The following is a 25398-nucleotide window of genomic DNA, read 5'->3' as shown; positions in this document are numbered from 1 at the left end:
CTGTCAGTCCTTCATTAGGGCCGGGACGGGCGAGGCGTCCACGGGTACGGAATGTCCGCCGATGAGGGCGAGGCGCGCCTTCTCGCGCTCGGCTTCGAAGACCCGCGATTCGCGCACGCTGCGGCACTTGGCCTCGAAGTCGGAGACGATGGTGGCGCCGAAGCGTTCGGGCGCCTGCGGGTCCTTGCGCGGCTTGTCGACCGCGATCACGCGGGTGCCGAGCAGGAAGGCCTCGGGCAGATCGTGCGTGACCATGACGATGGTCATGCGGTTCTCCTCCCACAGCTCGCCGACCAGCTCGTGCATGGATTTGCGCGTGCCGGGATCGAGCGCGCCGAAGGGCTCGTCGAGCAGCAGCACCTTGGGCTTCATGATCAGCGCCTGCGCCAGGGCGAGACGCTGCTGCATGCCGCCGGAAAGCTGCGCGGGGTATTTTTCCGCATGCTCTGCGAGGCCCACACGGGTGAGCAGCGCCATGGCCCGCTCTTCCAGCGCGCGGCGGCGGGCGCCGAAGAAGCGGCCGAGAACGGGCGCGCCGGCCCATTGCGGACCCATCATGACGTTGCCCAGCACGGTCTTGTGCGGGAACACCGAGTAGCGCTGGAAGACGACGCCGCGGTCGGCGGTCGGCTCGGCGGCGATGGGCTCGCCGTCGATCAGTATGCGCCCGCGCGTCGGCAGCTCCTGCGAGAGCAGCATGCGCAGCAGCGTCGTCTTGCCGACGCCCGAGGGGCCGATGATGACGAGGAATTCGTGGTCGTCGAGCGCGAGATTGACGCGCTCCAGCACGACCCGGTCATCATATTCCTTCCAGACATTCTCGAAAACGATCGTGGTCATTCAGGCCGCCTTGATCTTGTCCCAGGGATAGGCGGCGGCACCGATGCGGCGCAGCGCGTAATCCATGAGGAAGGCCAGCAGGGTGATCCAGGCGACATAGGGCAGGATCACGTCCATCGCGAGATAGCGCCGGACGAGGAAGATGCGGTAGCCGAGCCCGCCCTCGGCGGTGATCGCCTCCGCCGCGATGACGAACAGCCAGGCGGCGCCGAGCGAGAGGCGCACGGAGTCGATCAGGCGCGGCATGACCTGCGGCAGCACCACGCCGGTGATCATCTGCCAGGTCGAGGCGCCGAGCGTCTGCGCCTTGACGATCTGCTCGGTCGGAATGGCGGCGACGCGCAGCATCACGTCGCGGATGATGAAGGGCGCGATGCCGAAGACGATGAGCACGATCTTGGAGGCTTCGCCGAGGCCGAACAGGATGAACAGGATCGGCAGCACGGCAAGCGGCGGGATCAGCGAGAAGGCCGCGAAGAAGGGCTCGAAGGTCGAGCGCAGATACGGGATGAAGCCGACCACGATGCCGAGCACGAGGCCGAGCAGGGCAGAGATGCCGAGACCGACGAAGAGCCGCCACAGGCTGAGCCACGTATCCCACCACAGCAGATACTGCTTGGTGGCGACGTCGATCGTGGTCGCCATGCGCAGGATCGTCGCCCAGAAGCTGGCGAAGCTCGGCATCAGCTTGTCGGCCGGCTCGACCGCGAGGCGCGCATTCGAGGCCAGCATATAGGCGGCGATCATCAGCACGAAGGGCAGGGCGGCAAGGATCAGCCGGACGCCCGGGCGGGGCGCGTAATTGATCATTCGGCGCATGGGGGTTCCCTGGGCGTCGTTCCGGTGATGCGGGTCGGTGGGGGAGGGCGGCACGCCTTGCGGGGGGCGCTAAGAGCGGCGTGCCGCCTCCGGCAGCGGAGGAAGTCCGAGCCCGCAGGCTCAGAGCTTGCCGTCCGCCGCATCCTTGGTGAAGGTCGCGTTGACCCTCAGCTTGATGTTGGCCTTGTCGCCGAGCACAGTCCCGTCGGCGACCTCGATGCCGATCGAATCCACACTGGTGGCGCCCTGGCCGAACAGGCCCTGCTGGAAGCAGAAGGTGCGGATGCTGTTCCAGATCTTCTCGTTCTCCGGCGAGAGCAGGAAGCTCGACGCCTCGGCCGGGGTGTAGAAGAAGTGGGTGGTGTCGAGCTGCGCCTGAAGGCCGCCCGTATCCGTGCCCATGGCGCTGGTCATCACCGCGCGCATCTCCTCGCCCTTCGGGCCGCCGTCCTTGAGAATGCCGAGCGCCTCGTACCAGGCGCCGACGACGGCCTTGGCGAAGTCGGGATTGTCCTTCAGCGTCTGCGTGTTGCCGATGAATACGTCCATGATCTCGCCGGGGATCTTCGACGAATCGAACAGGTTGGTGGTGCCGGAGACCTTGAGCATGTCCTCGGTCAGCGGCTTCCACGACACGGCGTGCTTCATGTCGGGCTGCGAGACGAAGGCGGCGGAAATCTCGGCGTCGGAGATGTTCACGGCCTTGGCGGCGGTCGGGTCGTCGATGCCGGCCTGCTGCAGCGCGCGGTTCAGCAGATAGTGCGAGACCGAATACTGGAGCAGGTAGACATCCTGGCCGGCGAGCTCCTTCACCGTCTTGGCGGTCTTGGAGACGACGATGTCGTTGCCGTTGGAATAGTCGGTGATCAGGAAGATCGAGGTGTCGACGCCGCCGGCGGCCGGCATGGTGAGGCCGTCCATGGAGGCGACGCCCACCGCATCGATCTCGCCGGCGATGAACTGGTTGATCGAGCCGACATAGTCGTTCGCCTGGATGATCTCGACATCGATGCCGTACTTGTCGGCCCACTTCTTCATGATGCCGGACGACTTGAGATAGGCGAACGGCATGAAGCCGATATAGACGGTGTAGGCGACCTTGAAACTCTTCTTGGGGGCGGCCTGCGCCCCCGGCACGGCCGCGAAGGCGGCGGCGGCTAGGCCGAGTGTAACGGCTGCAGCCCTGATAACACGCATCATGAGGAGTGGCTCCGGTCGCTGAAATGGCTGGACCGGGCTATTAAACGGTGACTTAATATCGTCTGCAAGCCCAACAAATGGGCACGCATAGCATATGAGCAAGGCAAAAAATTCCGTACAATTACGGAGGAAACGCATGACTGCCCGGCCTGCGCGCAAGCGCCTGCACCCCGCCGAACGGCGGGGCATGATCCTCGAAGAAGCGTTGCGGCTGTTCGCCGAGCGGCATTTCTCCGTGGTCACGGTGCGCGACATCGCGCTGGTCTGCGACATCAATGTCGGGCTGCTCTACCACTACTTCGCCAACAAGGACGATCTGGTGCGCAGCGCGCTCGGGCACGCCATCGAGCAGCTGATGGCGGGCTATGAGGCACGCCGGCCGGTCGATACCGAACCGCTCGCCGACATACTCGCCTGGCTCGACATCCATATGGAACTGGCCCCGACGCTGGCGCTGATGGTCAAGCTTATGTCGGACTATGCGAGTTCCTCGCTGCGTGACGAGGAGCTCGACGGGCTGATCGCCGGCTTCTACGGCCGCGAGAAGACGCTGCTGGAAAGCGCGCTGCGGCGCGGGGTGGAGAGCGGCCGCTTTCCCCCGGTCGACATCCCGCGCACGGCGCGCCGCATCGGCCTGATGCTCGACGGCATCTTCTATGCGTCGGCGAGCCGCGGCGACGAGCGCATCGTCGCCGATATCGCCGACCTCGCCGATTTCGTGCGCGCCACGCTGGGTGCGGGTGCGAGGCCCGCGGCGATGCGAGGGGCGGCAGGCTAGCGCGCCTTCTGTGCACCAATGCGCATTTTTGTGTGCACTAGTGTACGCATGTCCGTCCGGTTCCATGCTAGATGGCGATCATGCGTCAAACAGAAGAGACCGCCCGGCGGATCTGCGCGCTCGACCTGCGCGCGCTGGGCATCGCCGAGCGCGAGATTCCTGCATTGGTGGACCGGTTCTGGCCGGTTCTGGCCAATGAGATCCGCCAGGGGGTGGTAGTGGGCGACTGGCCGTTCGCATCCGGCGAGATCGAGAGCCTCACCCAGGAATATCGGACCCTGATGACCCGGCGCTGACGCGTCGGGTCTCATCGCATCCGCCCTTACAGGCCGATGCAGACGTATTTCAGGTCGAGATACTCGTCGATGCCGTATTTCGAGCCCTCACGGCCGATGCCGGATTCCTTCACCCCGCCGAACGGCGCCACTTCCGTGGTGATGACGCCGGCATTGATGCCGACCTGACCGTAGCGCAGCGCCTCCGAGACGCGGAAGGCGCGCGCGAGGTCGCGCGTATAGAAATAGCAGGCGAGGCCGAACTCGGTGTCGTTGGCGAGCTTGATCGCTTCCGACTCGGTCTCGAAGCGGAACACCGGGGCGACGGGGCCGAAAATCTCCTCGCGGGCGAAGTTCATCTCGGGCGTCGCGCCGGCGATGACGGTGGGCTGGAAGAACTGGCCGCCCAGCGCGTGGCGCCCGCCGCCGGTGACGACCTTGCCGCCCTTGGCGAGGGCGTCGGCGATGAAGCCCTCGGTCTTGGCGACCGCCTTGTCGTCGATCAGCGGGCCCTGCACCACGCCGTCCTCAAGGCCGGGGCCGACCTTCAGCTTCGCCGAGGCGGCAGCGAGCTTCTCGACGAAGGCGTCGTAGATGCCGGCCTGGGCGTAGAAGCGGTTGGCGCAGACGCAGGTCTGGCCGGAATTGCGGTATTTGGAGGCAATGGCGCCTTCCACCGCCTTGTCGAGATCGGCGTCGTCGAAGACGAGGAAGGGCGCATTGCCGCCCAGCTCCATCGAGACGCGCTTCACCGTCTCGGCGGCCTGCTTGATCAGGATCTTGCCGATGGGCGTCGAGCCGGTGAAGGTGATCTTGCGCACGGTCGGGTTGGCGGTCAGCTCGCCGCCGATCGCCGAGGCCGAGCCGGTGAGGATGTTGACGACGCCGGCGGGATAGCCGACCTGCTCGCACAGCACGCCCCAGGCAAGGCCCGAATACGGGGTCTGCGTCGCCGGCTTCACCACCGAGGTGCAGCCCGTCGCCAGCGCCGGGCCGATCTTGCGCGCCAGCATGGACGAGGGGAAGTTCCACGGCGTGATGGCGGCGATCACGCCGACCGGCTGCTTCGTCACCAGAATGCGCCGCTCGCCCCACGGCGAGGGGATGACATCGCCATAGGCGCGCCGGGCCTCCTCCGAGAACCACAGCACATAGGCGGCGCTGGCGCCGACCTCGCCCATGGATTCGGCCAGCGGCTTGCCCTGCTCGATGGTCAGCAGCTCGGCGAGCGCGCGCTGGTTGTCCATGATCGCGGCGTGCAGGCGGCGCAGCATCCTGGCGCGCTCGTCGGCGGTGGTGTGCGAGAAGCTCTCGAACGCCGCGTCGGCTGCCGCGATGGCGCGACGGGTCTCGGTGGCGCCGGCGTTAGGCACCGTGCCGATGACCTCGCCCGTGGCGGGGTTGGTCACGTCGATGGTGCCGCCGCTATCGGCAGCCTGCCATTCGCCGCCGATGAAATTCGCCTCGCGCCTGAAGTCGGTCCAGCTCATCTCTGCCTCCGCCACGCCCGGCGCGGACCCTCATGACCGGCACCGGGTTGGCGTTGTAGCGTCCGCGCCGGGCAGCCACAACGCCACGGCGCGCGCATCAGCTGCGATGATAGGCGGCTTGCAGCGCGGCAAGGTCGAGCTTCACCATCTCGAACATCGCCTCCATGACCCGCTTCGCGCGCGCGACGTCCGGGTCCTTGATGGCCTCCAGCAGCCAGCGCGGGGTGATCTGCCAGGACAGGCCGTAGCGGTCGGTGATCCAGCCGCACTGCACCGGCGTGCCGCCATCGGAGAACGCCTCCCAGAGCCGGTCGACCTCGGCCTGGTCCTCGCAGGGCACGATCAGCGAGACGGCCGGGGTGAACGGGTAGCGCGGCCCTCCGTTCAGCCCGAGATAGGGCGCGCCGTTCAGGGTGAACTCCACCGTGATGACCTCGCCCGCCTTGTTGCCGGGCGTGTCGACGGGGGAGAGGTTGACGGAATCGACCCGCGAATCGGGCAGCAGCGACGTGTAGAAACGCGCGGCTTCCTCCGCCTTGCCGTTGAACCACAGGCAGGTGCACAGCGGAGACATGGCGTCACTCTTTCCCGATATCGACGATCGGGGAGAAGCCGCCGAAGATCATGCGCTTGCCGTCGAACGGCATCTCGGTCATCTCCTTCATGCGCGGGTCTTCCATGAAGCTCTTCATGCCGGTGTCGCGCACCTCCTTCGACGGCCAGACGATCCAGGAGAACACCACCGTCTCGTCCGGCGTCGCCTTCACCGCCATGCGGAAGTCGGTGACTTTGCCGTCCGGCACGTCGTCACCCCAGGTCTCGACGAGGCGCAGGGCGCCATGGTCGATGAAGATCGGCGCCGCCTTTTCCGCCATGGCGCGGTAGGCCTCCTTGTTGGCCGTCGGTACCGCGACCACGAATCCGTCGATGTAACTCATCATTTCCTCCCGTCTCGTATTGCCGGCAAAGCGGTGTCAGGATGCGGCGTCGGCGGCGGGTTGGACCGCTGCCATGTCCATCCAGAACGGCTCCCAGACATGCCCGTCCGGATCCTCGAAGCTGCGCGAGTACATGAAGCCGTGATCCTGCATCGCGCTGGGATCGGCCCTGCCGCCGGCTGCGGCGGCGCTCTCCACGACCGCGTCGACGTCGGCGCGGCTGTCCTGCGCGAGCGCGATCAGCATGCCGGTGGCGGCGTGCGCATCGGCGATGGGGCGCGGGGCGAAGCTCGCGAATTTCGCGTGCGTCAGCACCATGACGTAGATGGTGTCGGAGAACACCATGCAGGCGCCGGTCTCATCGGAAAATTGCGGGTTCTTCGTCGCGCCGACGGCCTCGTAGAAGGCGATGGCGCGGGTCAGGTCGCGAACCGGCAGGTTCACGAAGATCATTTTGGGCATCGGGTTTCCTCCGGTCGGCACCCTGCGGCACCTTTATCCCTTTGTCGCATGACCGTGCGGCAGTCCGTTGACAGGAGTAAAGGCGCTGGTTAGCAAAAACAACCATGTCGTTAATGAAAATAACTGATGGAACTCCCGGCCGCCGGCGATATCTGGATGCCTGCGCGGCCGCGCACGCGCTCGACCTAGTGGGCGAGCGCTGGGCGCTGCTGGTGATGCGCGAGCTTATGCTGGGGCCAAAGCGCTTCGGTGACATCAAGACGGGCTTGCCGGGGATCAGCGCCAACATCCTCACCCAGCGACTGGAGGGGCTTGAGGGTGCCGGCATACTGCGCCGCCGCCGTCTGCCGCCGCCGTCCTCGGCGCAGGTCTACGAGCTGACCGAGTGGGGCTATGAGAGCGAGCCGATCTTCCAGGCGCTGGGCCGCTGGGCGGCGCGCTCGCCCTCGCATGATCCGACGCTGCCTTTCGGCGCGGTGTCGCTGATGCTGTCGCTGCGCACCATGCTGGAGCCCGCCCGCGCGGCCGGGCTGTCGGCGCGCATCGACCTCGTGACGGGCCGCGAGAGCTTCCGCCTGACGCTGGCGGACGGTGAGCTGGAGGTCGAGCGCGGCCATCACGCGGGGCCGGATGTCACCTTCACGGGCGACGCGGCGATCATCGCCGCTGCCGTCTATGGCGGCCAGCCCGTCGAGGCACTGGAGGCGGCGGGGCTCTTGAAGCTGGAAGGCGACCGCGCCCTCGCGGCGCGCTTCCTCACTTTGTTCCCGCTGCCGCCCAAGGCGGAGATGCCGACCGCCGCAGATATCTGAAACGACGTGCCCTGAACGAAAAAGCCCCGGCCGCGAGGCCGGGGCTTTCGGTTTCGGGAGGTGCCCGGGGATCAGTTGTTCCGGTTGCCGAAGAGCTGCAGCAGCATCAGGAACAGGTTGATGAAGTCGAGATAGAGCGTCAGCGCGCCCATGATGGCCTTGCGCCCCGCGACCACGTCGTCGTCGCCCGCGAAGTACATCTCCTTGATGCGCTGGGTGTCGTAGGCGGTGAGGCCGGCGAAGACGAGCACGCCCACCACCGAGATGACGAACTGCAGCATCGACGAGCCGAGGAAGATGTTCACCAGCGACGCGATGATGATGCCGAACAGGCCCATGATCAGGAAGGAGCCCATGCCGCTCAGGCTGCGCGACGTGGTGTAGCCGTAGAGGCTCAGACCGCCGAAGGTCGCCGCCGTGATGAAGAACACGCGGACGACGCTTTCATGGGTGTAGACGAGGAAGATGCTGGCCAGCGACACGCCGACGAGGCCGGCATAGAGCCAGAAGATGCCCTGCGCCGCGCCCACGCTCAGCCGGTCGACCCGGAAGCTGAGGAAGAACACCGCCGCCAGCGGGGCGAGCATCACCACCCAGCGCAGCGGGCTGAAGAACAGCGCGACACCGAGATCGGTGAGGTAGACGCCGGGCGCGATGGCGGCCTGGGTCGGCACGTCGGAGACCGACAGCATGTAGATGCCGAGCGCCGCCGCGCCGGTGATGGCGAGGCCGAGCGTCATGTAGTTGTAGACGCGCAGCATGTAGGCGCGCAGGCCCAGGTCGATCTCGGCCTGCGTCCGCGCCGCCGTCGCCCCGAAGCGCGGCACGGAGACGTTGCGGTTGAAGTCGGACATGTTGGACGGATCCTCTCCTGATAGTGCGTTGCCCACCCCGGTACCCGCCGGCGATCGGCGCGAGAAGGGCGTCAGCGCGAATATGAGGGGCGCAACCGTCTGCCGCAAGTGAAGTTTGCGACAGATATGACGCTGCGGCAGAGGCTTTTGCTGGCTCGCCCGCTCACAGATCGCGCAGGATGCGTGCCGGCTTCTGCCCGAGCGCCCGCCACGTGCCGATCAGCCCGAAGCCGACGGTGAGCGCCAGCGCCACCGCCGCCGCTCCGACCGCCGTGGCGGTCGACCAGGCGAAGCCGAGCTTCATTACATACACCACCACCACATAGGCCGCCGCCGCGCCGGCACCCACCGCCACCACGGCGGTGACGAGGCCGAGCGCGGCATATTCCAGCGCATACGCCGCCACCAGCCGCGCGCGGGTGGCGCCCAGCGTCTTCAGCACCACGGCGTCGTAGACCCGGTGATGCTGGCCTGCGGCGAGAGCCCCGGCGAGCACCAGCACGCTGGCGAGCAGCGTCACCAGGCTCGCGCCGCGTATGGCGGTCAGCAGGTTGCCGACGATCTCGCCGATCTGCACCAGTGCTTCCTTCACCCGCACCGAGGTGACGGCGGGGAACTGCGCCGCCACCGCCCGCCCGATGGCGCGCTCGAAGGCCGGATCGCCGCCGTTGGGCAGCGTCAGCGTGGCGAGCGAGGTGTGCGGCGCGCCCGCGAAGGTGTTGGGCGAGAACACCATGACGAAATTGATGGCGAGCCGCTCCCATTCCACCTGCCGCAGATTGGCGATGGTGGCGGTGATGGAGCGGCCGAGCACGTTCACCGTCACCTTGTCGCCGATTTTCAGCCCGAAGGCGTCGGCGATCTCCTGCTCGAAAGAGACCTGCGGCGGGCCGGCATAGTCGGCCGGCCACCAGTCCCCGGCGACGACGGTGGAGCCTTCCGGAATGTCGGGCGAATAGGTCACGCCGCGGTCGGAGGAGAGCACCCAGGAGAATTCCGGCGGCGGCGTGATCTCCTCGACCGGACGGCCGGCCATGGAGATGATGCGTCCGCGCAGCATCGGTACCACCTCCACCTCGCCTTCCGGCGCCTGATGGCGCAGCCAGGAGGCGAAGTGGTCCGTCTCCGCGCTCTGTATGTCGAGGAAGAAATAGCTCGGCGCCTCGGTCGGCAGGCGGGAGGAGAGCTCGCGCGTCAGGCTGCGGTCGATAAGCGCCAGCGTCACCAGCAGCGTCAGGCCGAGGCCGAGCGAGAGCACCACGGTCGGCGTCAGTGCCGCCGGCCGGTGGATGTTGGCGAGGGCGAGGCGCAGCGCGGTGGAGCGCGGGCGGGGCAGGCGGCGCGCCAGCGCCATGATGCCGACCGCGACGAGGCGCAGCGTCACCAGAACAGCTGCGGCGGCCACGAGATAGTAGATCGCGATGCGCGGCTCCTGCGAGGCCGCCACGGCCAGCCCCGCCAGCGCAGCGACGGCGAGGGCGGTCGCCGCGACATAGAGCCGGCGCGGGCGGCGGCGGGCGGTCTCCACCCGCTCGCGGAACAGCGCCGAGACCGGCACGTCATGGGCGAGGCCCAGCGGCCACAGCGCGAAGGCGAGCGCGATCAGCGCGCCATAGGCGATGGCGAGCGCCAGCGCCCCCGGCTGCAGGCTCGGCGCGATGGGCACGGGCAGCAGATGGCCGAAGGCGGCGTTGGCGATGAAGGGCAGCGCGGAGCCGACCGCCACGCCGATGCCGATGCCGACCAGCGCGATCAGCCCGACCTCGACGAGGTAGATGGAAAACACCGTGAGCCCGGGTGCGCCGAGGCTCTTGAAGCTGGCGATGACGCCGCGCTTGGCGTCGAGATGGCTCTTCACCGCATTGGCGACGCCGACGCCCCCCACCAGCAGCGCGGTCAGCCCGACGAGGGTGAGGTATTCCGTGAAGCGGCGGACATTGTTTTCAAGGCGCGGGGCGGCCGCCTCCCGTGTGCGGGTCTCGAATCCGGCCTCCGGGGCGCCGTGCTGCACGCGCTCGACATAGGCGGCGAGGCCGGCGGGGTCGGCGAGCTGCGCCCGGTACTGCCAGCGCACCAGGCTGCCGGGCTGCAGCAGGTTCGAGGCGCGCAGCGCGTCGATGGACACCATCAGCCGGGGCCCGAAGCCGATGCCGGTGGACAGAGCGTCCGGCTCGCGGACGATGGTGCCGCGCAGTACGAGATCGACATCGCCGAGACGGAAATGGTCGCCCGTCTTCAGGCCGAGCCGCTCGGCCAGCGCCGGGTCGACCACCGCGCCGAAAGCCTTGCCCTCCCCTTCCCCGTCGCGGGCAAGGGCGTTCGGGACGGACTGCGGCGGATCGAGCTCCAGCGCGCCGACCATGGGATAGGCGCTGTCCACCGCCTTCACCTCGGCGAGGGTGGCGTCGAGCGTCTCGCCGCTGCCCGTGCGGGCCATGGCGCGGGTGGTAGCGATGGCCGCCACGCGCCCGCCCGAGGCAATCAGCGCGTATTCCTCCGGGCTCGCCTCGCGCTGGACCAGCGAGAAGGCGGCATCGCCCCCGAGCAGCGTCGCGCCCTCGCGGGCGAGCCCGTCGGTCAGCGCGCGCGAGAAGGCGCCGACGCCGGCGATGGCCGCGACGCCGAGCGCGAGGCAGGCGAGGAACACGGCGAAGCCGCGCAGGCCGCCGCGCAGTTCGCGCAGGGCGAAGCGCAGGGCCAGCGGGCCACGCCCGGAACGCCGGGCGGAAGGCGCATGGCCCGCGCCGGCGGTGGCGGAAAGCTGCTCCGTGCTCATGCGGGAATTCCGGCCGCGTCGGTTTCCACCGCGCCCGAGCGCAGCCGGACGGTGCGGTCGCAGCGCTTCGCCAGCGTCGCGTCATGGGTGACGATGACCAGCGTCGCGCCTCGCCGCGCCTGCGCCTCGAACAGCAGGTCCATGATCTGGCGGCCGGTCGCCTCGTCCAGATTGCCGGTCGGTTCGTCGGCGACGAGGATGCGGGGCTCCGGCGCCAGCGCGCGGGCGACCGCCACGCGCTGCTGCTCGCCGCCGGAGAGCTGGGCGGGGTAATGGTCGAGCCGGTGGCCGAGGCCCACCGCCGTCAGCTCGGCGGCGGCGCGCTCGAAGGCATCGGCGCGGCCGGCAAGCTCCAGCGGCACCGCCACATTCTCGATCGCCGTCATGGTCGGGATGAGATGGAAGGCCTGGAAGACGATGCCGACATGGCGGCCGCGAAAGCGGGCGAGGGCGTCCTCGTCCAGCCCGGTCAGCTCCTGCCCCGCCACCTGCACGCTGCCTGCATCGGCGCGCTCAAGGCCTGCCAGCACCATCAGCAGGCTCGACTTGCCCGAGCCCGACGGGCCGACGAGGCCGACCGCCTCGCCGGGCGCGATGCTCAGAGATACGCCCTTGAGAATGTGCACCCGCGCCGCGCCGCTGCCGAGCGAGAGCTCGACGCCGTCGAGCCGCACGGCCTGGCCGGGGGCGGTCTGCGTCTCGGGACGTGCGGCGGTGCGGGAAATGTCGGGCTGAGGGTGAGACTGCATGTCGTCCTGTGCGTTGAAGGCGGGCGGCGGGAAAACGTCGCCGCATCGCCTCTTTGCGGCCGGGAATGGTCGCAACATATGCTGCACTGCATCGCTTTGGGAAAGGTTCGGCCTTGTCACGATTGCTCCAGTTGCTTCTTCTTGCCGGCGCACTGATGGCCGCTGCGGCACCTGCCGGCGCCGAGTCCCTGCGCATCGTGGCGCTTGGCGACAGCCTGACCGCCGGCCACGGGCTGCCCGCCAACCAGAGCTTTCCCGTGCGTCTGCAGGCGGCGCTGAAGGCCAAGGGACACGATGTCGTGATCGAGAATGCCGGCGTTTCCGGCGACACCACCTCCGGGGGCCTGGCGCGGCTGGACTGGTCGGTGCCCGACGGCACCGACGGGGTGATCCTCGAACTCGGCGCCAATGACGCGCTGCGCGGGCTCGATCCGGCGATCCCGGAGAAGTCGCTCACCGCCATTCTGGAGCGGCTGAAGGCGCGCAAGATTCCCGTGCTGCTGGCCGGCATGCGGGCGCCGCCCAATTACGGTTTCGAATATGTCGCGAAGTTCGACCCTATCTATCCGCACCTCGCCGAAGAGTTCGGCGTGCCCTTCTATCCGTTCTTTCTTGACGGGGTGGCGGGCAATACCAAGCTGAACCAGGCGGACGGCATCCACCCGACGGGGGAGGGCGTCGACATCATCGTCGCGCGCATGCTGCCGGCCGTTGAGGCCTTCATCGCGACGCTGCCCGCCCGCACGGACTGACGGCGCAAGAACCTGCATCGGAGCTGACCGTGTCGCCGTGTCGCTCGACGTGGGCGCGCATGGTGCTGTATTGAGGACGCCCGGCAGGCGGGCGGCGGCGCAGTCGACGTCCCGCCGCGCTTCGCCACCAATGCGCCGATGAAATACCGCGCCCGATGAAATACCGCCGTGAGATTGATGGCCTGAGAGCCGTCGCCGTCGTTCCCGTCATCCTGTTTCATGCCGGCTTCGAGGTATTCAGCGGTGGCTTCGTCGGTGTCGACGTCTTCTTCGTCATCAGCGGCTACCTGATCACCATTATCCTCCTGACGGAGATCGAGAAAGGCGAATTCTCGATCGCGAAGTTCTACGAGCGGCGGGCGCGGCGCATCCTGCCGGCGCTGTTCGTGGTCATGGCGGCCTGCCTGCCCTTCGCCTGGCTGTGGATGGTGCCGGACCAGCTCAAGGCGTTCGGGCAGAGCGTCACCGCCGTCGTGTTCTTCGTCTCGAACATCCTGTTCTGGCAGGAATCGGGCGGCTATTTCGCTCCCGCCGCCGAGCTGAAGCCGCTGCTGCACACGTGGAGCCTGGCGGTTGAGGAGCAATATTACCTGCTGGCGCCGGTCTCGCTGGCGCTGCTCTGGCGCTTTGGCCGGCGCGCCGTGTTCTGGTGCGTGGTGGCGACCGCGCTGGCCAGCCTGCTGGCCACCGAATGGGGCTGGCGCTTCGCTCCGCGCGCCAATTTCTACCTGCCGCAGTTCCGCATCTGGGAACTGCTGGCGGGCTCGATCTGCGGCTTCATCGCGACGAGCCGCGCGCCGCGCCCGAACGAGCTTCTCGCCGCCATCGGTCTTGCGCTGATCGTCTTTGCGATCTTCGCCTTCGATTCCGGCACGCCGTTTCCGAGCTTCTACGCGCTGGTGCCGGTGGTCGGGGCGTCGCTGATCGTGCTCTACGCCCACAAGGGCACCTTCACCGCGCGGCTCCTCTCGACGCCGGTTCTCGTGGGCATCGGGCTGATCAGCTACAGCGCCTATCTCTGGCACCAGCCGCTTTTTGCCTTCGCGCGCATCCGCTCGATGGCCGACCCCTCGCCGGAGCTGATGTCGGGTCTGGCGGTGCTCTCCCTCGCGCTCGCCTATTTGAGCTGGCGCTATGTCGAGCAGCCATTCCGGCGCGGGCCCATTCCGCTGCTGCCGAGCCGGCAGGCAGTGTTCCGGGCGAGCACGGTGGCGGGCGTGCTGTTCGCCGCCATCGGCACCTATGCCAATGTCTCCAAGGGCATTCCCAGCCGTCTCGCCGCCATCGAGCCCGGCAGCCGCGAGGAGCGCCTGATGGCCTCGGCGCGCATGCCCATGGGCACCGGGCGCTGCGAGCCCGGCCCCCGCACGAACGGGGCCGGCGCCCTCTGCGCCGTCTTCGAGCCGGCGAACGCCGAACGCCGCATTCTCATTGTCGGCGACAGCCATTCCTCGGTCATGCTGCCGGCCTGGGCGGGGGTGGGCGAGCGCAATGCCGTCTACTGGCTCGGCGCACCCGGCTGCCCGCCGCTCATCGGCGTGAGCGTGCACGGCGGCATGTTCGATCTCGGCGTGTGCGAGGACGTCGCCCGCCGGCAGATCGAGATGGTGAAGGAGCGCGGCTTCGACACGGTCGTGCTGGTCGCGCGCTGGTCGCTCTATCCCGACGGCTACAATCCGGGCCTCGGCCGGCGGGTAAGCCTGTCGCGCGAGGGCGAGATGCGCGGCACCTCGCAGGCCGACTCCGCCGAGCTGTTCGCACAGGCGCTGCCCAACACCGTTGCCGCCTATCTCGCCCTCGGCGTGAATGTCGTGCTGGTCGAGCAGATTCCCGAGCAGAAGGTGCTGCCGGAGAAGACGTTGCAGCAGGCCGCCCTGCTCGGCATGAGCGGCGGGGTCGACGACGAGGCGTTCGAGAAGGCGATCTGGGAAAGCTCGACGACGGTGGAGGAGGGCCGCAAGCGCCTCGCCTTCACCCGCGACGTGGTGGAGAAGCTGCGGGGCGAGAAGGTCTGGGTGGTGTCCTTCGAGGACGCCTTCGAGCGCAATGGCCGCTATGTCTGGGGCGACCGCGGCGGCGCCTTCTATTCGGACCAGAACCATCTCTCGGTGCATGGCACGGAGTTTCTCCGGGACAGCGTGACGCGCGCCTTCGAGCAGATCAGCCGGCAGGCGCGCGGCGACATGTCGGCGGTCGCCGACCACCCCTGAGGAGGGTCGGCCGGCATTCCGGTCCGGCAACTTGTGCGCGATGGCGACGCTGCCTATGGTGTCGCCACTTTCCTCAACCTTCCGAAAAGCTCCCCATGCAGTACCGTCCGCTAGGCCGCACCGGCCTCGAGGTCAGCGCGATCTGTCTCGGCACCATGACCTATGGCCAGCAGAACACCGAGGCCGAGGGCCACGAACAGCTCGATTACGCGCTCGATCAAGGCATCAACTTCCTCGACACCGCCGAGCTCTATTCCATCCCGCCCAGACCCGAGACGCAGGGCTCCACCGAGCGCATCATCGGCTCCTGGCTCAAGGCGCGCGGCAACCGCGACAAGGTGATCCTGGCGACCAAGGCCGTCGGCCTGTCCGAGATGACCTGGTTCCGCGACGACGGCGCGCCGGGCCGGCCGACCCGCCCGCAGATTCGCGAGGCGGTGGAGAAGAGCCTGCGCCGGCTGCAGACCGACTATATCGATCTCTACCAGCTCCACTGGCCGGGCCGGCCCATGCAGTGGGGCGCCAATCCCACGCGCTGGAAGACGCAGCCGGGCGAGGAGACGCCGATCGCCGAGACGCTGGCCGCCTTCGCCGAGCTGGTGGCGGAGGGCAAGATCCGCCATTTCGGCCTCTCCAATGAGAGCGCCTGGGGCACGATGCGCTTCCTCGCGGAGGCCGAACGCACCGGCGGGCCGCGCGCGGTCTCGATCCAGAACGCCTACAACCTGCTGAACCGCACCTATGAGACGGCGCTTGCCGAGGTGAGCCTGCGCGAACAGGTGGGCCTGCTCGCCTATTCCCCGCTGGCGCAGGGCTACCTGACCGGCAAGTACCAGAAGGGCGCGCTGCCGGCCGGGGCGCGCACGACGCTGTTCAAGCGGGCGACGCGCTACCAGGTGCCGGGCGCGGAGGAGGCGGTGGACGACTATCTCGCCATCGCCCGCGACGCCGGGCTCGACCCCGCACAGATGGCCATCGCCTTCTGCCTGACGCGCCCATTCATGACGTCGGCGATCATCGGCGCCACCTCGATGGAGCAGCTCGTCGCCGATATCGGCGCGGCGCAGGTTACGCTGTCGGCCGAGGTGCTGGAGCGCATCGATGCGGTGCACCAACTGCGCGGCAACCCCTGCCCCTGAGCAATAGGCCGGCGGCGGGCTGTGCCTGCCGCCGGTCCCGGATGCTGCACCCGGCGCCCGCTCCGGCGCGAAGCGGAGCAGCATGTGTCGAACTAGCCGACCTTCTCGCTGCGAGACCGCGTCGACCATTCGGCGAAGCTCGGCGTCGGCATCTCGAAACGGTCGCGGATGGTGGAGCAGACGCTCCCTCCGAGCCGCGCGATTGCGTCCAGCCGCGCCGGGTCGATGCGCAGGCGCTCCGTGTCCACGACGTCGGAGCGGTAATGGGCATAGACGATCTCGCCGAGGATGATCTGCCGCGATCTGCCGAGTTCGAGCGTGAGATGGCGGCGGCATTCCAGCGCCGCCGGCGCCTCCTTTATCCACGGCGAGGCGACCTTGACCCCCGGCACGGGCGTGAACCCCGCCGCGCTGAGCTCGTCCGCCCCCGGCGGGAAATCGGCCGCGCACAGATGCATGCTCTCGGCGATAGCGTGGGAGACGATGTTGACCGTGAACACCTCGGTCAGCCGGATGTTCAGCGCCGTGTCCTTGAACGACATGTCGGCATGGTTCTCGACCCCCAGCGCCAGGATGGGCGGATCGGCGGAGAGGCAGTTGAAGAAGCTGAACGGCGCCGCGTTCACCCGACCCTGCGGATCGACGGTGGTGACGAGCGCGATTGGGCGCGGCACGATGGTGCCGATCATCAGCTTGTAGCGCTCGCGTTCGCCAAGCGCGCGAAAGTCGAAGGCGACGGAATCGGTTTCGGGTTCGCGGTGCAGGCTCATGCGTCGAGCCCCTTGATTCGCGCGGCATAGGGCGCCAGCACGTCGCGTATGTCGCGTTCCGTCTTCTGCTGGAGCAGAGCACGGCTCGCGACGGCCTCCAGATGATGATCCATGAGCTCGACGGCGCGCGCGCCCTTGCCCGCGATCAGCGCGTCCACGATTTCCCCATGCTCGCTCACGCCGCAGTCCGAGGAGTGCGGCCGCCCATACATGGCGAGGATGAGCGAACAGCGCGACACCACCTCGGTGACATAGCGTACCAGCACATGGTTGCCGGTCAGCCGGGCGAGCAGCAGATGGAATTCCCCGGCGAGGCGGATCGATTCCACCTCGTTATGGCCGGACACTTCGTGCTCGCGGGCGACATGCTCGCGCAGCACCGCGATCTCGTCGGGCTTCAGCTTGCCGGAAAGGCATTCGGTGACGATCCGTTCAAGGCCCCGGCGGACCACGAACACATCACGTCCCTCGTCGAGCGTCGGATTGGCGACGAAGGCGCCGCGATTGGGTTTCAACTCGACCAGTCCTTCCACGGCAAGACGCCCGAGCGCCTCGCGCGCGATGGTGCGGCTTGTACCGAAGGCATCGCCGATGGCGTCCTCCGGGAGCTTGGCTCCGGGCTGGAGCCGCTGCTCGATGATGGCCTGGCGAAGCGCGTCCTGAACCGCCTCGGTGCGGGAGATCGTCCCGCTTTCGCCGGCGGCAGGGGGACCTTTCCCCTTCGCGGTCGGGTCGTTGACGGAGCGCGAAGCGCCCTTCTTCACACGGATGCTCATGCGACTTCTCTGGGTTTCGTATGCACTGAATCAGCCGGCCGAGGCGGTGGCAGCCTTGCGCGCCTTCACCCAGCTGTCGAGGACGACGATGGCCTGCGCGTCCATCTCCTGCTGCGCGGGCATGGCGCGGTCCTCGACGAGGGCCCCCGCCGCGAGGCGCAGCGCCTCGACGTCGATCGGATGGCGCTCCGCCGGGGTAAGGGTCGCGAACGCCTCGCCCGCCTGGCCTTGCGAGGCGGCGTAATAGAGCCGGGAGATGCCCGAGACCTCCATCACCGCCACGCACATCGCGCAGGGCTCGCATGAGGTGTAGAGCTCGCAGCCGGTGAGGTCGACGCATTCCAGCCGCCGGCAGGCGTCGCGGATCGCTTCCACCTCGCTATGCGAGGTCGGGTCGAAATGGGCGAGCGAGTGGTTGAGCCCCTCGCCGACGATCTCGCCGTTCCTGACGATCACGCAGCCGAACGGTTCGGTGCCCGGCTCGTCGAGTGCCCGGCGCGAAATGTCGATCGCGCGGCGCATGAAGTTCTCGCGGTACATGGTTTCCTCCTTGGAAGTACGGGGCGAACGGAGCCCGCAGCCGGCCATCAATGTGCCTGGGCGGGTTGCGGCAGCAGCCAGGCGTGTTGCGGGTTCCAGCTCAGCCGCACCTTGCGGCCAGGTACCAGATCGAGCGCCTCAATCTCGTGCTGCTGCTTCTGCACGCGGAACTCGGCACCGCCCTCGATCTCGACGAAGACAGTCTGCGTCGAGCCGACGAATTCGAGGCCGAGCACCGTGCCCGCGAGGCCCTCGCCATCGGCCGCCAGCGCGATGCGGTCGGCGGCGATGACGAAATCGCCCGAGCTTCCCTCGGGCCGCGGCGTCGCGGATGGCACGCGGAACTCGCCGAGCGCCCCGGCGATGTCGAGCAGGCCGTCACGCTCGCCCCGCACCTCGCCGCGCACCAGATTGTTCATGCCCATGAACTCGGCGACGAAGGCGTTGGCGGGCGCGCGGTAGACGTCCTGCGGGCGTCCGACCTGCTGGATGGAGCCTTCGCTCATGATGACGATGCGGTCCGCCAGCGCGAAGGCCTCCGACTGGGCATGCGTGACATAGACGAAGGTGATGCCAAGTTCGCGATGCAGGCGCGACAGCTCGGTCTGCATCCGCACCCGCAGATGCGCGTCGAGCGCGGAGAGCGGCTCGTCGAGCAGGAGAACGGAAGGCTCCGTCACCAGCGCCCGGGCGATTGCCACGCGCTGGCGCTGGCCGCCGGAGAGCTGGGCGACGTTGCGTTCGGCCATTCCGGCGAGGCCGAGACGGTCGAGCCATTCCAGCGCGCGCCGGCGCCGCTCGGCCGTGCCGACCTTCTGCATGCGCAGGGGAAAAGCGACATTCTCCGCGACGGTGAGGAACGGGAACAGGGCGAGGCTCTGCCACACCATCGGCGTGTTGCGCTGGAAGGCCGGCACGCCGCGCATGCTGTCCCCGCCGATGCGGATTTCGCCGCCGGTCGGCTCGTCGAGCCCGGCGATGAGCCGCAGCGTCGTCGACTTGCCGCAGCCCGAGGGGCCCATGAGGGCGATGAACTCGCCGGCCTCGATGTCGAGGTCGACGGACTTCACGGCGTGGTGGTCGGCATAGCGCTTGTCGAGCTGGTCGAGCGCGATGAACGGCGTCTTCATGTCACTCTCCGGGATCGGGGCTGGGACGACGGCCGGCGCGCACGCCGGTGAAGCGCTGTGCGATCAGCACCAGCGCGATGCTGACCACCAGCACCACGGCGCCGATGGCGTTGATCTTCGGGTTCACCTGTCCCTGCAGCAGATTGAGGATGCGCACCGGCAGCGTCTCGTGCACGCCGCCGACGAACCAGGCGATGAGGAACTCGTCGAACGACACCGCCGCCGACAGGAAGAACGAGGCGATGAGCGCCGGCTTGCAGAACGGCAGAACGACATGCACCAGCGCCGCTGCCGGCGAGGCACCGAGGTTCCAGGCCGCCGGTTCGAGATCGCGGCTGAGATCGTTGAGCCGCAGCCGGATGATCGCCATGGAGAAAGAGGTGGCGATGGCGACATGGCAGGCCATCACCGTCTCCAGCCGGCCGAACAGGCCGATGCGCGACAGGAACGCCAGCATCGCCATGCCGAGGATGGTCGCCGGCACCGCAGGCGGCACCGCCACCAGCAGCACGAAGGGCAGCTTGAGCCGGAAGCGGTAGCGGAAATCGATATAGGCCGCCGCGAAGCCGAGCGCGGTGGAGAGCACGGCCGTCCCGAATCCGACCTTTATGCTGTTGAGGAAAGCATCGCGGATCATCGGGTCGTCGAGGATCGCGCGGTGCCATTCGAGGCTGAAGCCGCCCCAGGGGATGGTCGGGAAGCGATTGGCGTCGAAGGAGAACACGACGATGACCAGCATCGGCGTGGCGATGAAGGCGAACAGCAGGCCGAGAAAGCCGTACTGGGCGAGGCGCGACAGGCGGGTGGCGAGGCTGCGGTTCATCGTGCCGCCTCCTTCCGTCCCGTGCGGCCGCGCGACAGGTACTGGCCGAGGCTAAGGACCAGCGCCAGCATCACCAGCATTGAGACGCCGATCACCGAGGCGCGCGGCCATTGCGAGCCGGACTTCACCGTGTCGACGATCAGGATGGAGAGGGTCGGCGGCTTGGAGCCGGTCATGAAGAGCGGGCTGATATAGTCGCCGAAAGCCAGCAGGAAGCTGGTGGTCGCGGTCAGCGCGATGGCCGGGCGCAGCGAGGGAATGATCACATGGGCGATCACCCGCGCGCGGCGGCAGCCGAGATTTTCCGCCGCTTCGATCAGCGTCCGGTCGATCCCGGCCATGGCGAAGACGAGGATCAGGACCGCGATCGGCAGGGTCAGCGTCAACAGCCCGACCTGCAGCGAGAACGCCCCGCCGAGCAGCGGCAGCGGGCCGATGCCGATCCCGCCGAGCAGGGCGTTGGTGATGCCCTCCGGGCTCAGCACGATCTGCCACGCATAGATGCGCAGCATGTAGCTGGAGAACACCGGCACCACGAGGAAGGCGACGGCGAGGTCCCGCGCCCGTGCACCCAGGCGGAAGGCGATGGTGTAGGCGGCGGGAAAGGCGATGGCGACGGCGAGCACCGTCGTCGTGCCCGCCACCAGGAAGGTGTGCACCAGCGCGCGTTGGAACGTTGCCGAGAACAGGATGCGCGTCCAGTTGTCCACCACGAAGGCCGGTTCCAGCCGGAACGACTTCACCTGCCAGAACGTCACCACGACAAGAAAGATCAGCGGCGCCGCGAAGAACACCGCCTGCCAGAGCACCACGGGAATGCCGAGCAGGCTGGGCAGCACGCCGGACGATCCGGCAATGCGCGGCCTCGGCAGCCGGAACCAGCGCCGGGAGGCGCTGGCACGCGTCGTCACAGAGGCGGCCGTCATGGCGAAACCCCTTTGTTCGCGTTGGATCAGAGGCTCTTGAACTCGCTCCAGGCGTCGTTCCAGTCGGCGATTTCCTGCTGCTTGGGCAGCTGGCGGAACTGGATCTTCTTGGCCTTGTACTCGTCCATCACGTTCGGGCCGGTCAGCGTCATGCGCAGGATCTCGGCCTCCTTCGGCATGGTCTCGTTGAGCAGCTTCCAGCCGGCGATGGAGGGGATCGACTTCTTGTTGTCGACCTTGGTCGCCATCTTCACCTGTCCCTCGGGCGAGGTGGTGTACTGGATGAACTGGCGGGCGAGGTCGCGCTTGGGCGTGCCCTTCACGATGGACAGCGATTCCGTCCACTGCAGGCCGCCTTCCTCGGGGATGATGGTGTCCACCGGCACGCCGTTCGTGCGCAGGCCGAGCGTGATCCATTCGCCGATGCCGGGCACAAGCTGGGCGCGGCCATTGGTGAGCGAGGAGAAGATGTCGGCAATGGTGTAGAAGCCGGAAGCCTGCGGCTTCAGCGAGAACAGCTTCTCCTTCACCGCCTCGAAATGCGCTTCGTCGATGTCGAAGGGCGGACGGTTGCCATTGGCGAGGCTGATCGAGCCGATAGAAGGCAGATACCAGTCGAAGAAGCCGACCTTGCCCTTGGCCTTGTCGCTCCACATCGCGGCGTAGGAGGCGACCTCCTTCGGCGTGAACTCCTTCGTGTTGTAGGACAGGCCGAGATAGCCGAAATCGGTCATCACGCCGTAGAGCTTGCCGTCGAACCAGTGCAGCGGAAACTTCTGGAACTCGGGCCAGAAATCCTTGAGGGGGTAATCCGCCGGATCGAGCTCTTCGATAAAGTCGGCTGCATGCAACAAGTGCATGTACTCGGCGTCGGCGAGAACCACATCGAAGGAGCCCGGCGGCGACTGGTTGATGACGGCGAGCATCTGGTCGCCGCCGACATATTCCTTGATGCGGATCTTGACGCCGTTCTCCTTCTCGAACTGCTCGACGAGATAGGGATCGGCATTGCCGGGCCAGGAGAGATAGTTCAGCACCTTGGGATCGTCGGCCTGCGCCGGGGACCAGCGCGAGGCGGCGGCGAGCGCGCCGGCGGCGGCGCCGGCCTTGAGGAAGGAGCGGCGACTGATGTCGCCCGAAACGAAGGATGTGCGCATCGGGTCTGTTCCTGCTTCTGGATTTTTTGCATGCATCAAGTGCATGCGATTTATGAAGCAAGTGGCGTGCCATTCGTCTGGGCAGACTCAAGCTCAGTCGATTCAAGGAGTTGCGTGACGCGGCTGCTTTTGGCGCTCGGCGCCACCTGCACGGAAAATGTCTGAAAGGGTTAAATCGTATGCACGACTGCGTGCAATGTGCGGACGTCCTCGCGGGAGAGGATGGCTCGTCGCAGGACGATTTTTATTCGCGTGCGGACGATTCGATCTGATTGCGCAGCACTGCCAGGCGGGGGGCCAATTGCGCCTCGAAGCTGTAGGCACGCGCCGCCTGCTTGCGGCCATTGCGCGCCAGCTCGGCCAGTTCGTGGGGGTGTTCCCTGTACCAGCTCAGCTTTTCGACGATCGCATCGACGTCGTAGGGAACGATCACGATGTCGCGTCCGTCGACGAAGGCGCAATTGAGGTTTAGCGGATCGGTGCAGAAGAGCGCCACCTCGTTCAGCATCGCGTCCGATCCGCAGGCGGTGGGAAACCCGTCGAAGGCGCCGGGGCTGATGACGAAGGGAATGTTGCACAGCAGGATCAGGTCTTTGTCCCGATAGAAATCGCGCAGCCATTCCTGATCGCGCAGGCCGTAGAAGCTGATACGCCGCTCCAGCCCGGCGATGGAGAGGTCGTCTTCGCCGAAGCCGCCGACGACGTGGAAGTGGCAGTCCTCGAAGCGGGCCGCGAGCATGCGTGCTACGTCCAGGAAGATGTCGTAGCCCTTGTCGTGCCCGTCCGACGTGTATTTATGCGCCGTAAAACAGATGTCCAGCCGCTCCTTTCCATTCTTGTAATAAATATGCGGAGCAGATGACGCTACAAGAGTTTCCGTAGGGGTCACTACCCCGTATATGAATTCTATGTCTTCTTTCTCGCAGAACCCCTGATCGATAATATAGTCGAATGTGAGCTTCTGCGTCACGATCACTTTTCGGAACATCGGGCTGCCGAAGACACGGCGCAGGCGTTCGTCGGACGCCGGGTCATGGATGTAGAACGAGCCTCCCGGATAGAGCGTGAACACGAAGGGAATGTTGCTGGCCTCCAAATAGGCCACGTTCTCCCAGGCATTTCCCGCGAATACAGCATAGCCGCACCGCGCCGTGATGGTCGGCGGGAGATCGGCAAAGGGAAGGGTGCGGCCGAGGAGGGCGGGCGCCCGCTCATCATGCTCGGCGATGACCTCGCGAACGTCACGCGGATCCTTGAAGAAGGAAAAAGCGCGCCCCGTGGTGAACACCCGCATGCGCTCGAACATCGCCAGATAGGTGTCGAGTTCCTCCAGTCGGAAACCGGAATGCGGGTGCGGGAAGGCATCGTCGAGGACGATGAGGTCCAGCGGCGATGAAGGCTCGGGAGGATCGGAACGGGGCAGCGGCTCGTCGGGAGGTGCGACCGGTTCAATGTGCGCGGGCCTTGCGAACAGGCGCCGCCAGTGCCGCTGGAGCTTCTTGCGGGCGGTCGAGACCCTTCCCCGCCGCTTCGTCGGCGCCCTTGCTGGTGGCATCTCTACTTCGGCTTGCTCGACAACCGGCAGGGGCTGGGCCGGGAGCGCGCGATTCCGCTCCGGCTGCGGCCCGGCGCTGCGGCGACGCGCGTCCATCTCCGCCGTCAGGGCCCGCCGATTGGATTCGATATAGCGCGCGAAACGGTCACGATAGCGAAAGCCGAAAAAGCGATCGAGCCGCATGCCGATTGTGATGGCGGCCGCGAACCTTTCATAAGCGGGACGGCTGGACCATATCGAGCTCCCATGCAGCCGATAGGCAGCCATGGTCTGGTCGATGAACTTTATCTTCCCATGCTCGGCATTCAGTATGTCGAAGGGCCAGTCGCAACCCGGAAGGGTGTACATCCATGCCGGAATCTCTTCGACGAGGCGGTTGCGGACCATGCAAGACGGCGTCGAGATGTAGTCGCCCTCGCAGAGGTCGGCGGCCGTGCTGGTGTCGGGCAGCGTGCTGAACAGGGGCCGGATCGGCCGCCCGGCGTCGTCGACCAGCAGGACGTTGTGGAAGCAGATCGCATAATCGCGGTGGGCGTCGAGGAAGTCGACCTGCTTCTGGAGCTTGAGCGGGTCGGTCCAGAAATCGTCGCCCTCCAGGAAGGCGACGTATTCCCCACGGCAATCCTTGTAGGTTTCGAGATAGTTGGCGACCGCCCCCAGGTTGCCGGGGCGCTCGACCAGATGGATGCGGTCGGGGTAGCGGTCGCGATAGTCCCGGCAGATCGCCAGCGTGGCATCGCTGGAGCAATCCTCCCCGACCACCAGCTCGACGTCGAAATCCGTCTTCTGCGACAGGGCGCTCTCGATGGCCTGCCCGATATAGCGTTCCTGATTGTAGGTGATGATCGACACCGACACCCTCGGCGCGGGCTCTGTGTCGAGGAAGCGCTGCGCGTGCCGTTCCAGAGACCGGCAGAACGCGCCGAGGTCGCGAATGAGGGCGCCGTCGCTCGAGCCGATAAAAACAGCATAGGTGGCGGTCTCGAAGACCAGCGACATCCTTTCCTTGGCATAGGAAAGAGCATCGCCGACAGACGGCCAATCGATATCGTCCAGAACCAGTATCGCGCCATCGGTCATGATCCCGATGTAGTTCATGACGTCGGCGAGTGCGTGAGCGCGGTCGTGGTTTCCGTCGATATGAACCATGTCCGCGAGGATGCCGCGCGCGCGCAGAAGACCGCCCGCCCGCGCGGATGTCTCGCGAAGCAGCTCGCAGGAGGAGGCCAGCTTCACCTCGTCGCGCCGCCGCAGGAATTCGTCATGCACGGCGTCGTAGTCGGTGGCCTCGATGAAAGCCGTCACGGCGTCGAACTGCGCTGGCGGAATGTCCTGCTCATAGGCAGCCGAGCGCAGATAGGGGTCGATGCCGTAGCTGCGGCCGCCTCGCGCCGCGAAGGACAACGCCATGGGAAGCAGGCTGCGCCCGCGATAGACGCCGATCTCGACATAACTCTTCAGGCCGAGGCGGCCGGCAAGCCCGGCCATGACGTAAATCTTGTCGAGCGCGCTTCCGCCTCCCATGTCGACGGGAATTGAGAAGAGCAGATCGGCCAGCTTGCGGATATCGGTCATGGTGCTCCGGCAAGGGTGAGTGGTTCGGCGAGGCGAGGCGAGGTGAGGCGTG

24 protein-coding genes are annotated in these 25398 nt (G+C 67.1%); 6 read left to right on the top strand and 18 right to left on the bottom strand.

Features of this window, described 5'->3' with window-relative positions; translation table 11 throughout:
* Window positions 1-3 precede the first annotated feature (3 nt).
* The 3 genes from MWN33_RS00400 to MWN33_RS00390 form a co-directional block, all read right to left on the bottom strand.
* Window positions 4-840: an ABC transporter ATP-binding protein gene (locus tag MWN33_RS00400; RefSeq protein ID WP_247198103.1), complete on the bottom strand. Its 837-nt coding sequence runs from the start codon at window positions 838-840 to the stop codon at window positions 4-6.
* On the bottom strand, window positions 841-1659 hold the full coding sequence (locus MWN33_RS00395; protein ID WP_247198102.1) for an ABC transporter permease: 819 nt from the start codon (window positions 1657-1659) through the stop codon (window positions 841-843).
* A gap of 120 nt (window positions 1660-1779) precedes the next feature.
* Window positions 1780-2859, bottom strand: coding sequence for a putative urea ABC transporter substrate-binding protein (locus MWN33_RS00390; protein ID WP_247198101.1), 1080 nt, complete (start codon window positions 2857-2859; stop codon window positions 1780-1782).
* A 136-nt stretch (window positions 2860-2995) separates the two neighbouring features.
* On the opposite strand from MWN33_RS00390, the gene MWN33_RS00385 reads away from it, so the two are divergent.
* Complete coding sequence (locus MWN33_RS00385) at window positions 2996-3637, top strand: TetR/AcrR family transcriptional regulator (protein WP_247198100.1); 642 nt, start codon at window positions 2996-2998, stop codon at window positions 3635-3637.
* Between the two features lie 71 nt (window positions 3638-3708).
* Entirely contained in the window at window positions 3709-3933 is a 225-nt protein-coding gene (locus MWN33_RS00380) for a hypothetical protein (protein WP_247198099.1), read from the top strand.
* A 26-nt stretch (window positions 3934-3959) separates the two neighbouring features.
* Here the strand turns inward: MWN33_RS00380 and MWN33_RS00375 are convergent, their stop codons facing one another.
* The 4 genes from MWN33_RS00375 to MWN33_RS00360 form a co-directional block, all read right to left on the bottom strand.
* A complete protein-coding gene (locus MWN33_RS00375) occupies window positions 3960-5402 on the bottom strand; it encodes an NAD-dependent succinate-semialdehyde dehydrogenase (protein ID WP_247198098.1) in 1443 nt (480 codons plus the stop codon).
* Between the two features lie 97 nt (window positions 5403-5499).
* Window positions 5500-5976: a VOC family protein gene (locus tag MWN33_RS00370; protein ID WP_247198097.1), complete on the bottom strand. Its 477-nt coding sequence runs from the start codon at window positions 5974-5976 to the stop codon at window positions 5500-5502.
* Window positions 5977-5980: 4 nt separating this feature from the next.
* Window positions 5981-6340 (bottom strand): DUF1428 domain-containing protein, encoded by a 360-nt coding sequence (locus MWN33_RS00365; RefSeq protein ID WP_247198096.1) that lies wholly within the window; start codon window positions 6338-6340, stop codon window positions 5981-5983.
* Window positions 6341-6376: 36 nt separating this feature from the next.
* A complete protein-coding gene (locus tag MWN33_RS00360) occupies window positions 6377-6802 on the bottom strand; it encodes a VOC family protein (protein WP_247198095.1) in 426 nt (141 codons plus the stop codon).
* 104 nt (window positions 6803-6906) lie between these two features.
* On the opposite strand from MWN33_RS00360, the gene MWN33_RS00355 reads away from it, so the two are divergent.
* Entirely contained in the window at window positions 6907-7614 is a 708-nt protein-coding gene (locus MWN33_RS00355; RefSeq protein ID WP_247198094.1) for a winged helix-turn-helix transcriptional regulator, read from the top strand.
* 71 nt (window positions 7615-7685) lie between these two features.
* On the opposite strand, the gene MWN33_RS00350 is transcribed toward MWN33_RS00355, so the two are convergent.
* The 3 genes from MWN33_RS00350 to MWN33_RS00340 form a co-directional block, all read right to left on the bottom strand.
* The gene (locus MWN33_RS00350; protein ID WP_247198093.1) at window positions 7686-8468 is read right to left on the bottom strand and encodes a Bax inhibitor-1/YccA family protein; all 783 of its coding nucleotides are present in this window, start codon (window positions 8466-8468) and stop codon (window positions 7686-7688) included.
* A gap of 163 nt (window positions 8469-8631) precedes the next feature.
* Window positions 8632-11244: an ABC transporter permease gene (locus tag MWN33_RS00345; protein WP_247198092.1), complete on the bottom strand. Its 2613-nt coding sequence runs from the start codon at window positions 11242-11244 to the stop codon at window positions 8632-8634.
* Window positions 11241-11993: an ABC transporter ATP-binding protein gene (locus tag MWN33_RS00340; RefSeq protein ID WP_247198091.1), complete on the bottom strand. Its 753-nt coding sequence runs from the start codon at window positions 11991-11993 to the stop codon at window positions 11241-11243. Before MWN33_RS00340 ends, MWN33_RS00345 begins: the two co-directional genes overlap by 4 nt.
* 155 nt (window positions 11994-12148) lie before the next feature.
* Here MWN33_RS00340 and MWN33_RS00335 point away from each other — a divergent pair, with 155 nt between their 5' ends.
* The 3 genes from MWN33_RS00335 (at window position 12149) to MWN33_RS00325 (ending at window position 16094) form a co-directional block, all read left to right on the top strand.
* Entirely contained in the window at window positions 12149-12745 is a 597-nt protein-coding gene (locus MWN33_RS00335) for an arylesterase (protein WP_247199742.1), read from the top strand.
* Between the two features lie 155 nt (window positions 12746-12900).
* The gene (locus MWN33_RS00330; protein WP_247198083.1) at window positions 12901-14955 is read left to right on the top strand and encodes an acyltransferase family protein; all 2055 of its coding nucleotides are present in this window, start codon (window positions 12901-12903) and stop codon (window positions 14953-14955) included.
* Window positions 14956-15050: 95 nt separating this feature from the next.
* The gene (locus MWN33_RS00325; protein ID WP_247198081.1) at window positions 15051-16094 is read left to right on the top strand and encodes an aldo/keto reductase; all 1044 of its coding nucleotides are present in this window, start codon (window positions 15051-15053) and stop codon (window positions 16092-16094) included.
* A 92-nt stretch (window positions 16095-16186) separates the two neighbouring features.
* On the opposite strand, the gene MWN33_RS00320 is transcribed toward MWN33_RS00325, so the two are convergent.
* The 8 genes from MWN33_RS00320 to MWN33_RS00285 all read right to left on the bottom strand — a co-directional run bounded on the left by MWN33_RS00320 (window position 16187) and on the right by MWN33_RS00285 (window position 25346).
* The gene (locus MWN33_RS00320) at window positions 16187-16864 is read right to left on the bottom strand and encodes a flavin reductase family protein (RefSeq protein WP_247198079.1); all 678 of its coding nucleotides are present in this window, start codon (window positions 16862-16864) and stop codon (window positions 16187-16189) included.
* The gene (locus MWN33_RS00315) at window positions 16861-17640 is read right to left on the bottom strand and encodes a GntR family transcriptional regulator (protein ID WP_247198077.1); all 780 of its coding nucleotides are present in this window, start codon (window positions 17638-17640) and stop codon (window positions 16861-16863) included. The genes MWN33_RS00320 and MWN33_RS00315 overlap by 4 nt, the downstream gene beginning before the upstream one ends.
* 30 nt (window positions 17641-17670) lie before the next feature.
* The gene (locus MWN33_RS00310; RefSeq protein ID WP_247198076.1) at window positions 17671-18180 is read right to left on the bottom strand and encodes a nucleoside deaminase; all 510 of its coding nucleotides are present in this window, start codon (window positions 18178-18180) and stop codon (window positions 17671-17673) included.
* Between the two features lie 47 nt (window positions 18181-18227).
* Window positions 18228-19310 (bottom strand): ABC transporter ATP-binding protein, encoded by a 1083-nt coding sequence (locus tag MWN33_RS00305; RefSeq protein WP_247198074.1) that lies wholly within the window; start codon window positions 19308-19310, stop codon window positions 18228-18230.
* 1 nt (window position 19311) lies between these two features.
* Complete coding sequence (locus MWN33_RS00300) at window positions 19312-20133, bottom strand: ABC transporter permease (protein WP_247198072.1); 822 nt, start codon at window positions 20131-20133, stop codon at window positions 19312-19314.
* Window positions 20130-21059, bottom strand: coding sequence for an ABC transporter permease (locus tag MWN33_RS00295; RefSeq protein WP_247198070.1), 930 nt, complete (start codon window positions 21057-21059; stop codon window positions 20130-20132). The genes MWN33_RS00300 and MWN33_RS00295 overlap by 4 nt, the downstream gene beginning before the upstream one ends.
* 26 nt (window positions 21060-21085) lie before the next feature.
* Window positions 21086-22216: an ABC transporter substrate-binding protein gene (locus MWN33_RS00290; protein ID WP_247198068.1), complete on the bottom strand. Its 1131-nt coding sequence runs from the start codon at window positions 22214-22216 to the stop codon at window positions 21086-21088.
* A 244-nt stretch (window positions 22217-22460) separates the two neighbouring features.
* The gene (locus tag MWN33_RS00285) at window positions 22461-25346 is read right to left on the bottom strand and encodes a glycosyltransferase (RefSeq protein ID WP_247198066.1); all 2886 of its coding nucleotides are present in this window, start codon (window positions 25344-25346) and stop codon (window positions 22461-22463) included.
* Window positions 25347-25398 lie beyond the last annotated feature (52 nt).

Source organism: Ancylobacter koreensis, from assembly GCF_023016525.1.
In the GTDB taxonomy this organism is placed as follows: Bacteria; Pseudomonadota; Alphaproteobacteria; order Rhizobiales; family Xanthobacteraceae; genus Ancylobacter; species Ancylobacter koreensis.
Note: the sequence above shows the minus strand (reverse complement) of the source record. Positions and strands in the feature narration are given on the sequence as shown.

Bases quoted from the DNA above. Each gene is read 5' to 3' on its own strand.
- MWN33_RS00355 (WP_247198094.1), top strand. From the start codon at position 6,907: ATGTCGTTAATGAAAATAACTGATGGAACTCCCGGCCGCCGGCGATAT.
- MWN33_RS00395 (WP_247198102.1), bottom strand. From the start codon at position 1,659: ATGCGCCGAATGATCAATTACGCGCCCCGCCCGGGCGTCCGGCTGATC.
- MWN33_RS00315 (WP_247198077.1), bottom strand. From the start codon at position 17,640: ATGAGCATCCGTGTGAAGAAGGGCGCTTCGCGCTCCGTCAACGACCCG.
- MWN33_RS00330 (WP_247198083.1), top strand. From the start codon at position 12,901: ATGAAATACCGCCGTGAGATTGATGGCCTGAGAGCCGTCGCCGTCGTT.
- MWN33_RS00335 (WP_247199742.1), top strand. From the start codon at position 12,149: ATGGCCGCTGCGGCACCTGCCGGCGCCGAGTCCCTGCGCATCGTGGCG.
- MWN33_RS00345 (WP_247198092.1), bottom strand. From the start codon at position 11,244: ATGAGCACGGAGCAGCTTTCCGCCACCGCCGGCGCGGGCCATGCGCCT.
- MWN33_RS00320 (WP_247198079.1), bottom strand. From the start codon at position 16,864: ATGAGCCTGCACCGCGAACCCGAAACCGATTCCGTCGCCTTCGACTTT.
- MWN33_RS00380 (WP_247198099.1), top strand. From the start codon at position 3,709: ATGGCGATCATGCGTCAAACAGAAGAGACCGCCCGGCGGATCTGCGCG.
- MWN33_RS00375 (WP_247198098.1), bottom strand. From the start codon at position 5,402: ATGAGCTGGACCGACTTCAGGCGCGAGGCGAATTTCATCGGCGGCGAA.
- MWN33_RS00285 (WP_247198066.1), bottom strand. From the start codon at position 25,346: ATGACCGATATCCGCAAGCTGGCCGATCTGCTCTTCTCAATTCCCGTC.
- MWN33_RS00365 (WP_247198096.1), bottom strand. From the start codon at position 6,340: ATGAGTTACATCGACGGATTCGTGGTCGCGGTACCGACGGCCAACAAG.
- MWN33_RS00385 (WP_247198100.1), top strand. From the start codon at position 2,996: ATGACTGCCCGGCCTGCGCGCAAGCGCCTGCACCCCGCCGAACGGCGG.
- MWN33_RS00350 (WP_247198093.1), bottom strand. From the start codon at position 8,468: ATGTCCGACTTCAACCGCAACGTCTCCGTGCCGCGCTTCGGGGCGACG.
- MWN33_RS00390 (WP_247198101.1), bottom strand. From the start codon at position 2,859: ATGATGCGTGTTATCAGGGCTGCAGCCGTTACACTCGGCCTAGCCGCC.
- MWN33_RS00305 (WP_247198074.1), bottom strand. From the start codon at position 19,310: ATGAAGACGCCGTTCATCGCGCTCGACCAGCTCGACAAGCGCTATGCC.
- MWN33_RS00360 (WP_247198095.1), bottom strand. From the start codon at position 6,802: ATGCCCAAAATGATCTTCGTGAACCTGCCGGTTCGCGACCTGACCCGC.
- MWN33_RS00295 (WP_247198070.1), bottom strand. From the start codon at position 21,059: ATGACGGCCGCCTCTGTGACGACGCGTGCCAGCGCCTCCCGGCGCTGG.
- MWN33_RS00370 (WP_247198097.1), bottom strand. From the start codon at position 5,976: ATGTCTCCGCTGTGCACCTGCCTGTGGTTCAACGGCAAGGCGGAGGAA.
- MWN33_RS00325 (WP_247198081.1), top strand. From the start codon at position 15,051: ATGCAGTACCGTCCGCTAGGCCGCACCGGCCTCGAGGTCAGCGCGATC.
- MWN33_RS00400 (WP_247198103.1), bottom strand. From the start codon at position 840: ATGACCACGATCGTTTTCGAGAATGTCTGGAAGGAATATGATGACCGG.
- MWN33_RS00290 (WP_247198068.1), bottom strand. From the start codon at position 22,216: ATGCGCACATCCTTCGTTTCGGGCGACATCAGTCGCCGCTCCTTCCTC.
- MWN33_RS00310 (WP_247198076.1), bottom strand. From the start codon at position 18,180: ATGTACCGCGAGAACTTCATGCGCCGCGCGATCGACATTTCGCGCCGG.
- MWN33_RS00340 (WP_247198091.1), bottom strand. From the start codon at position 11,993: ATGCAGTCTCACCCTCAGCCCGACATTTCCCGCACCGCCGCACGTCCC.
- MWN33_RS00300 (WP_247198072.1), bottom strand. From the start codon at position 20,133: ATGAACCGCAGCCTCGCCACCCGCCTGTCGCGCCTCGCCCAGTACGGC.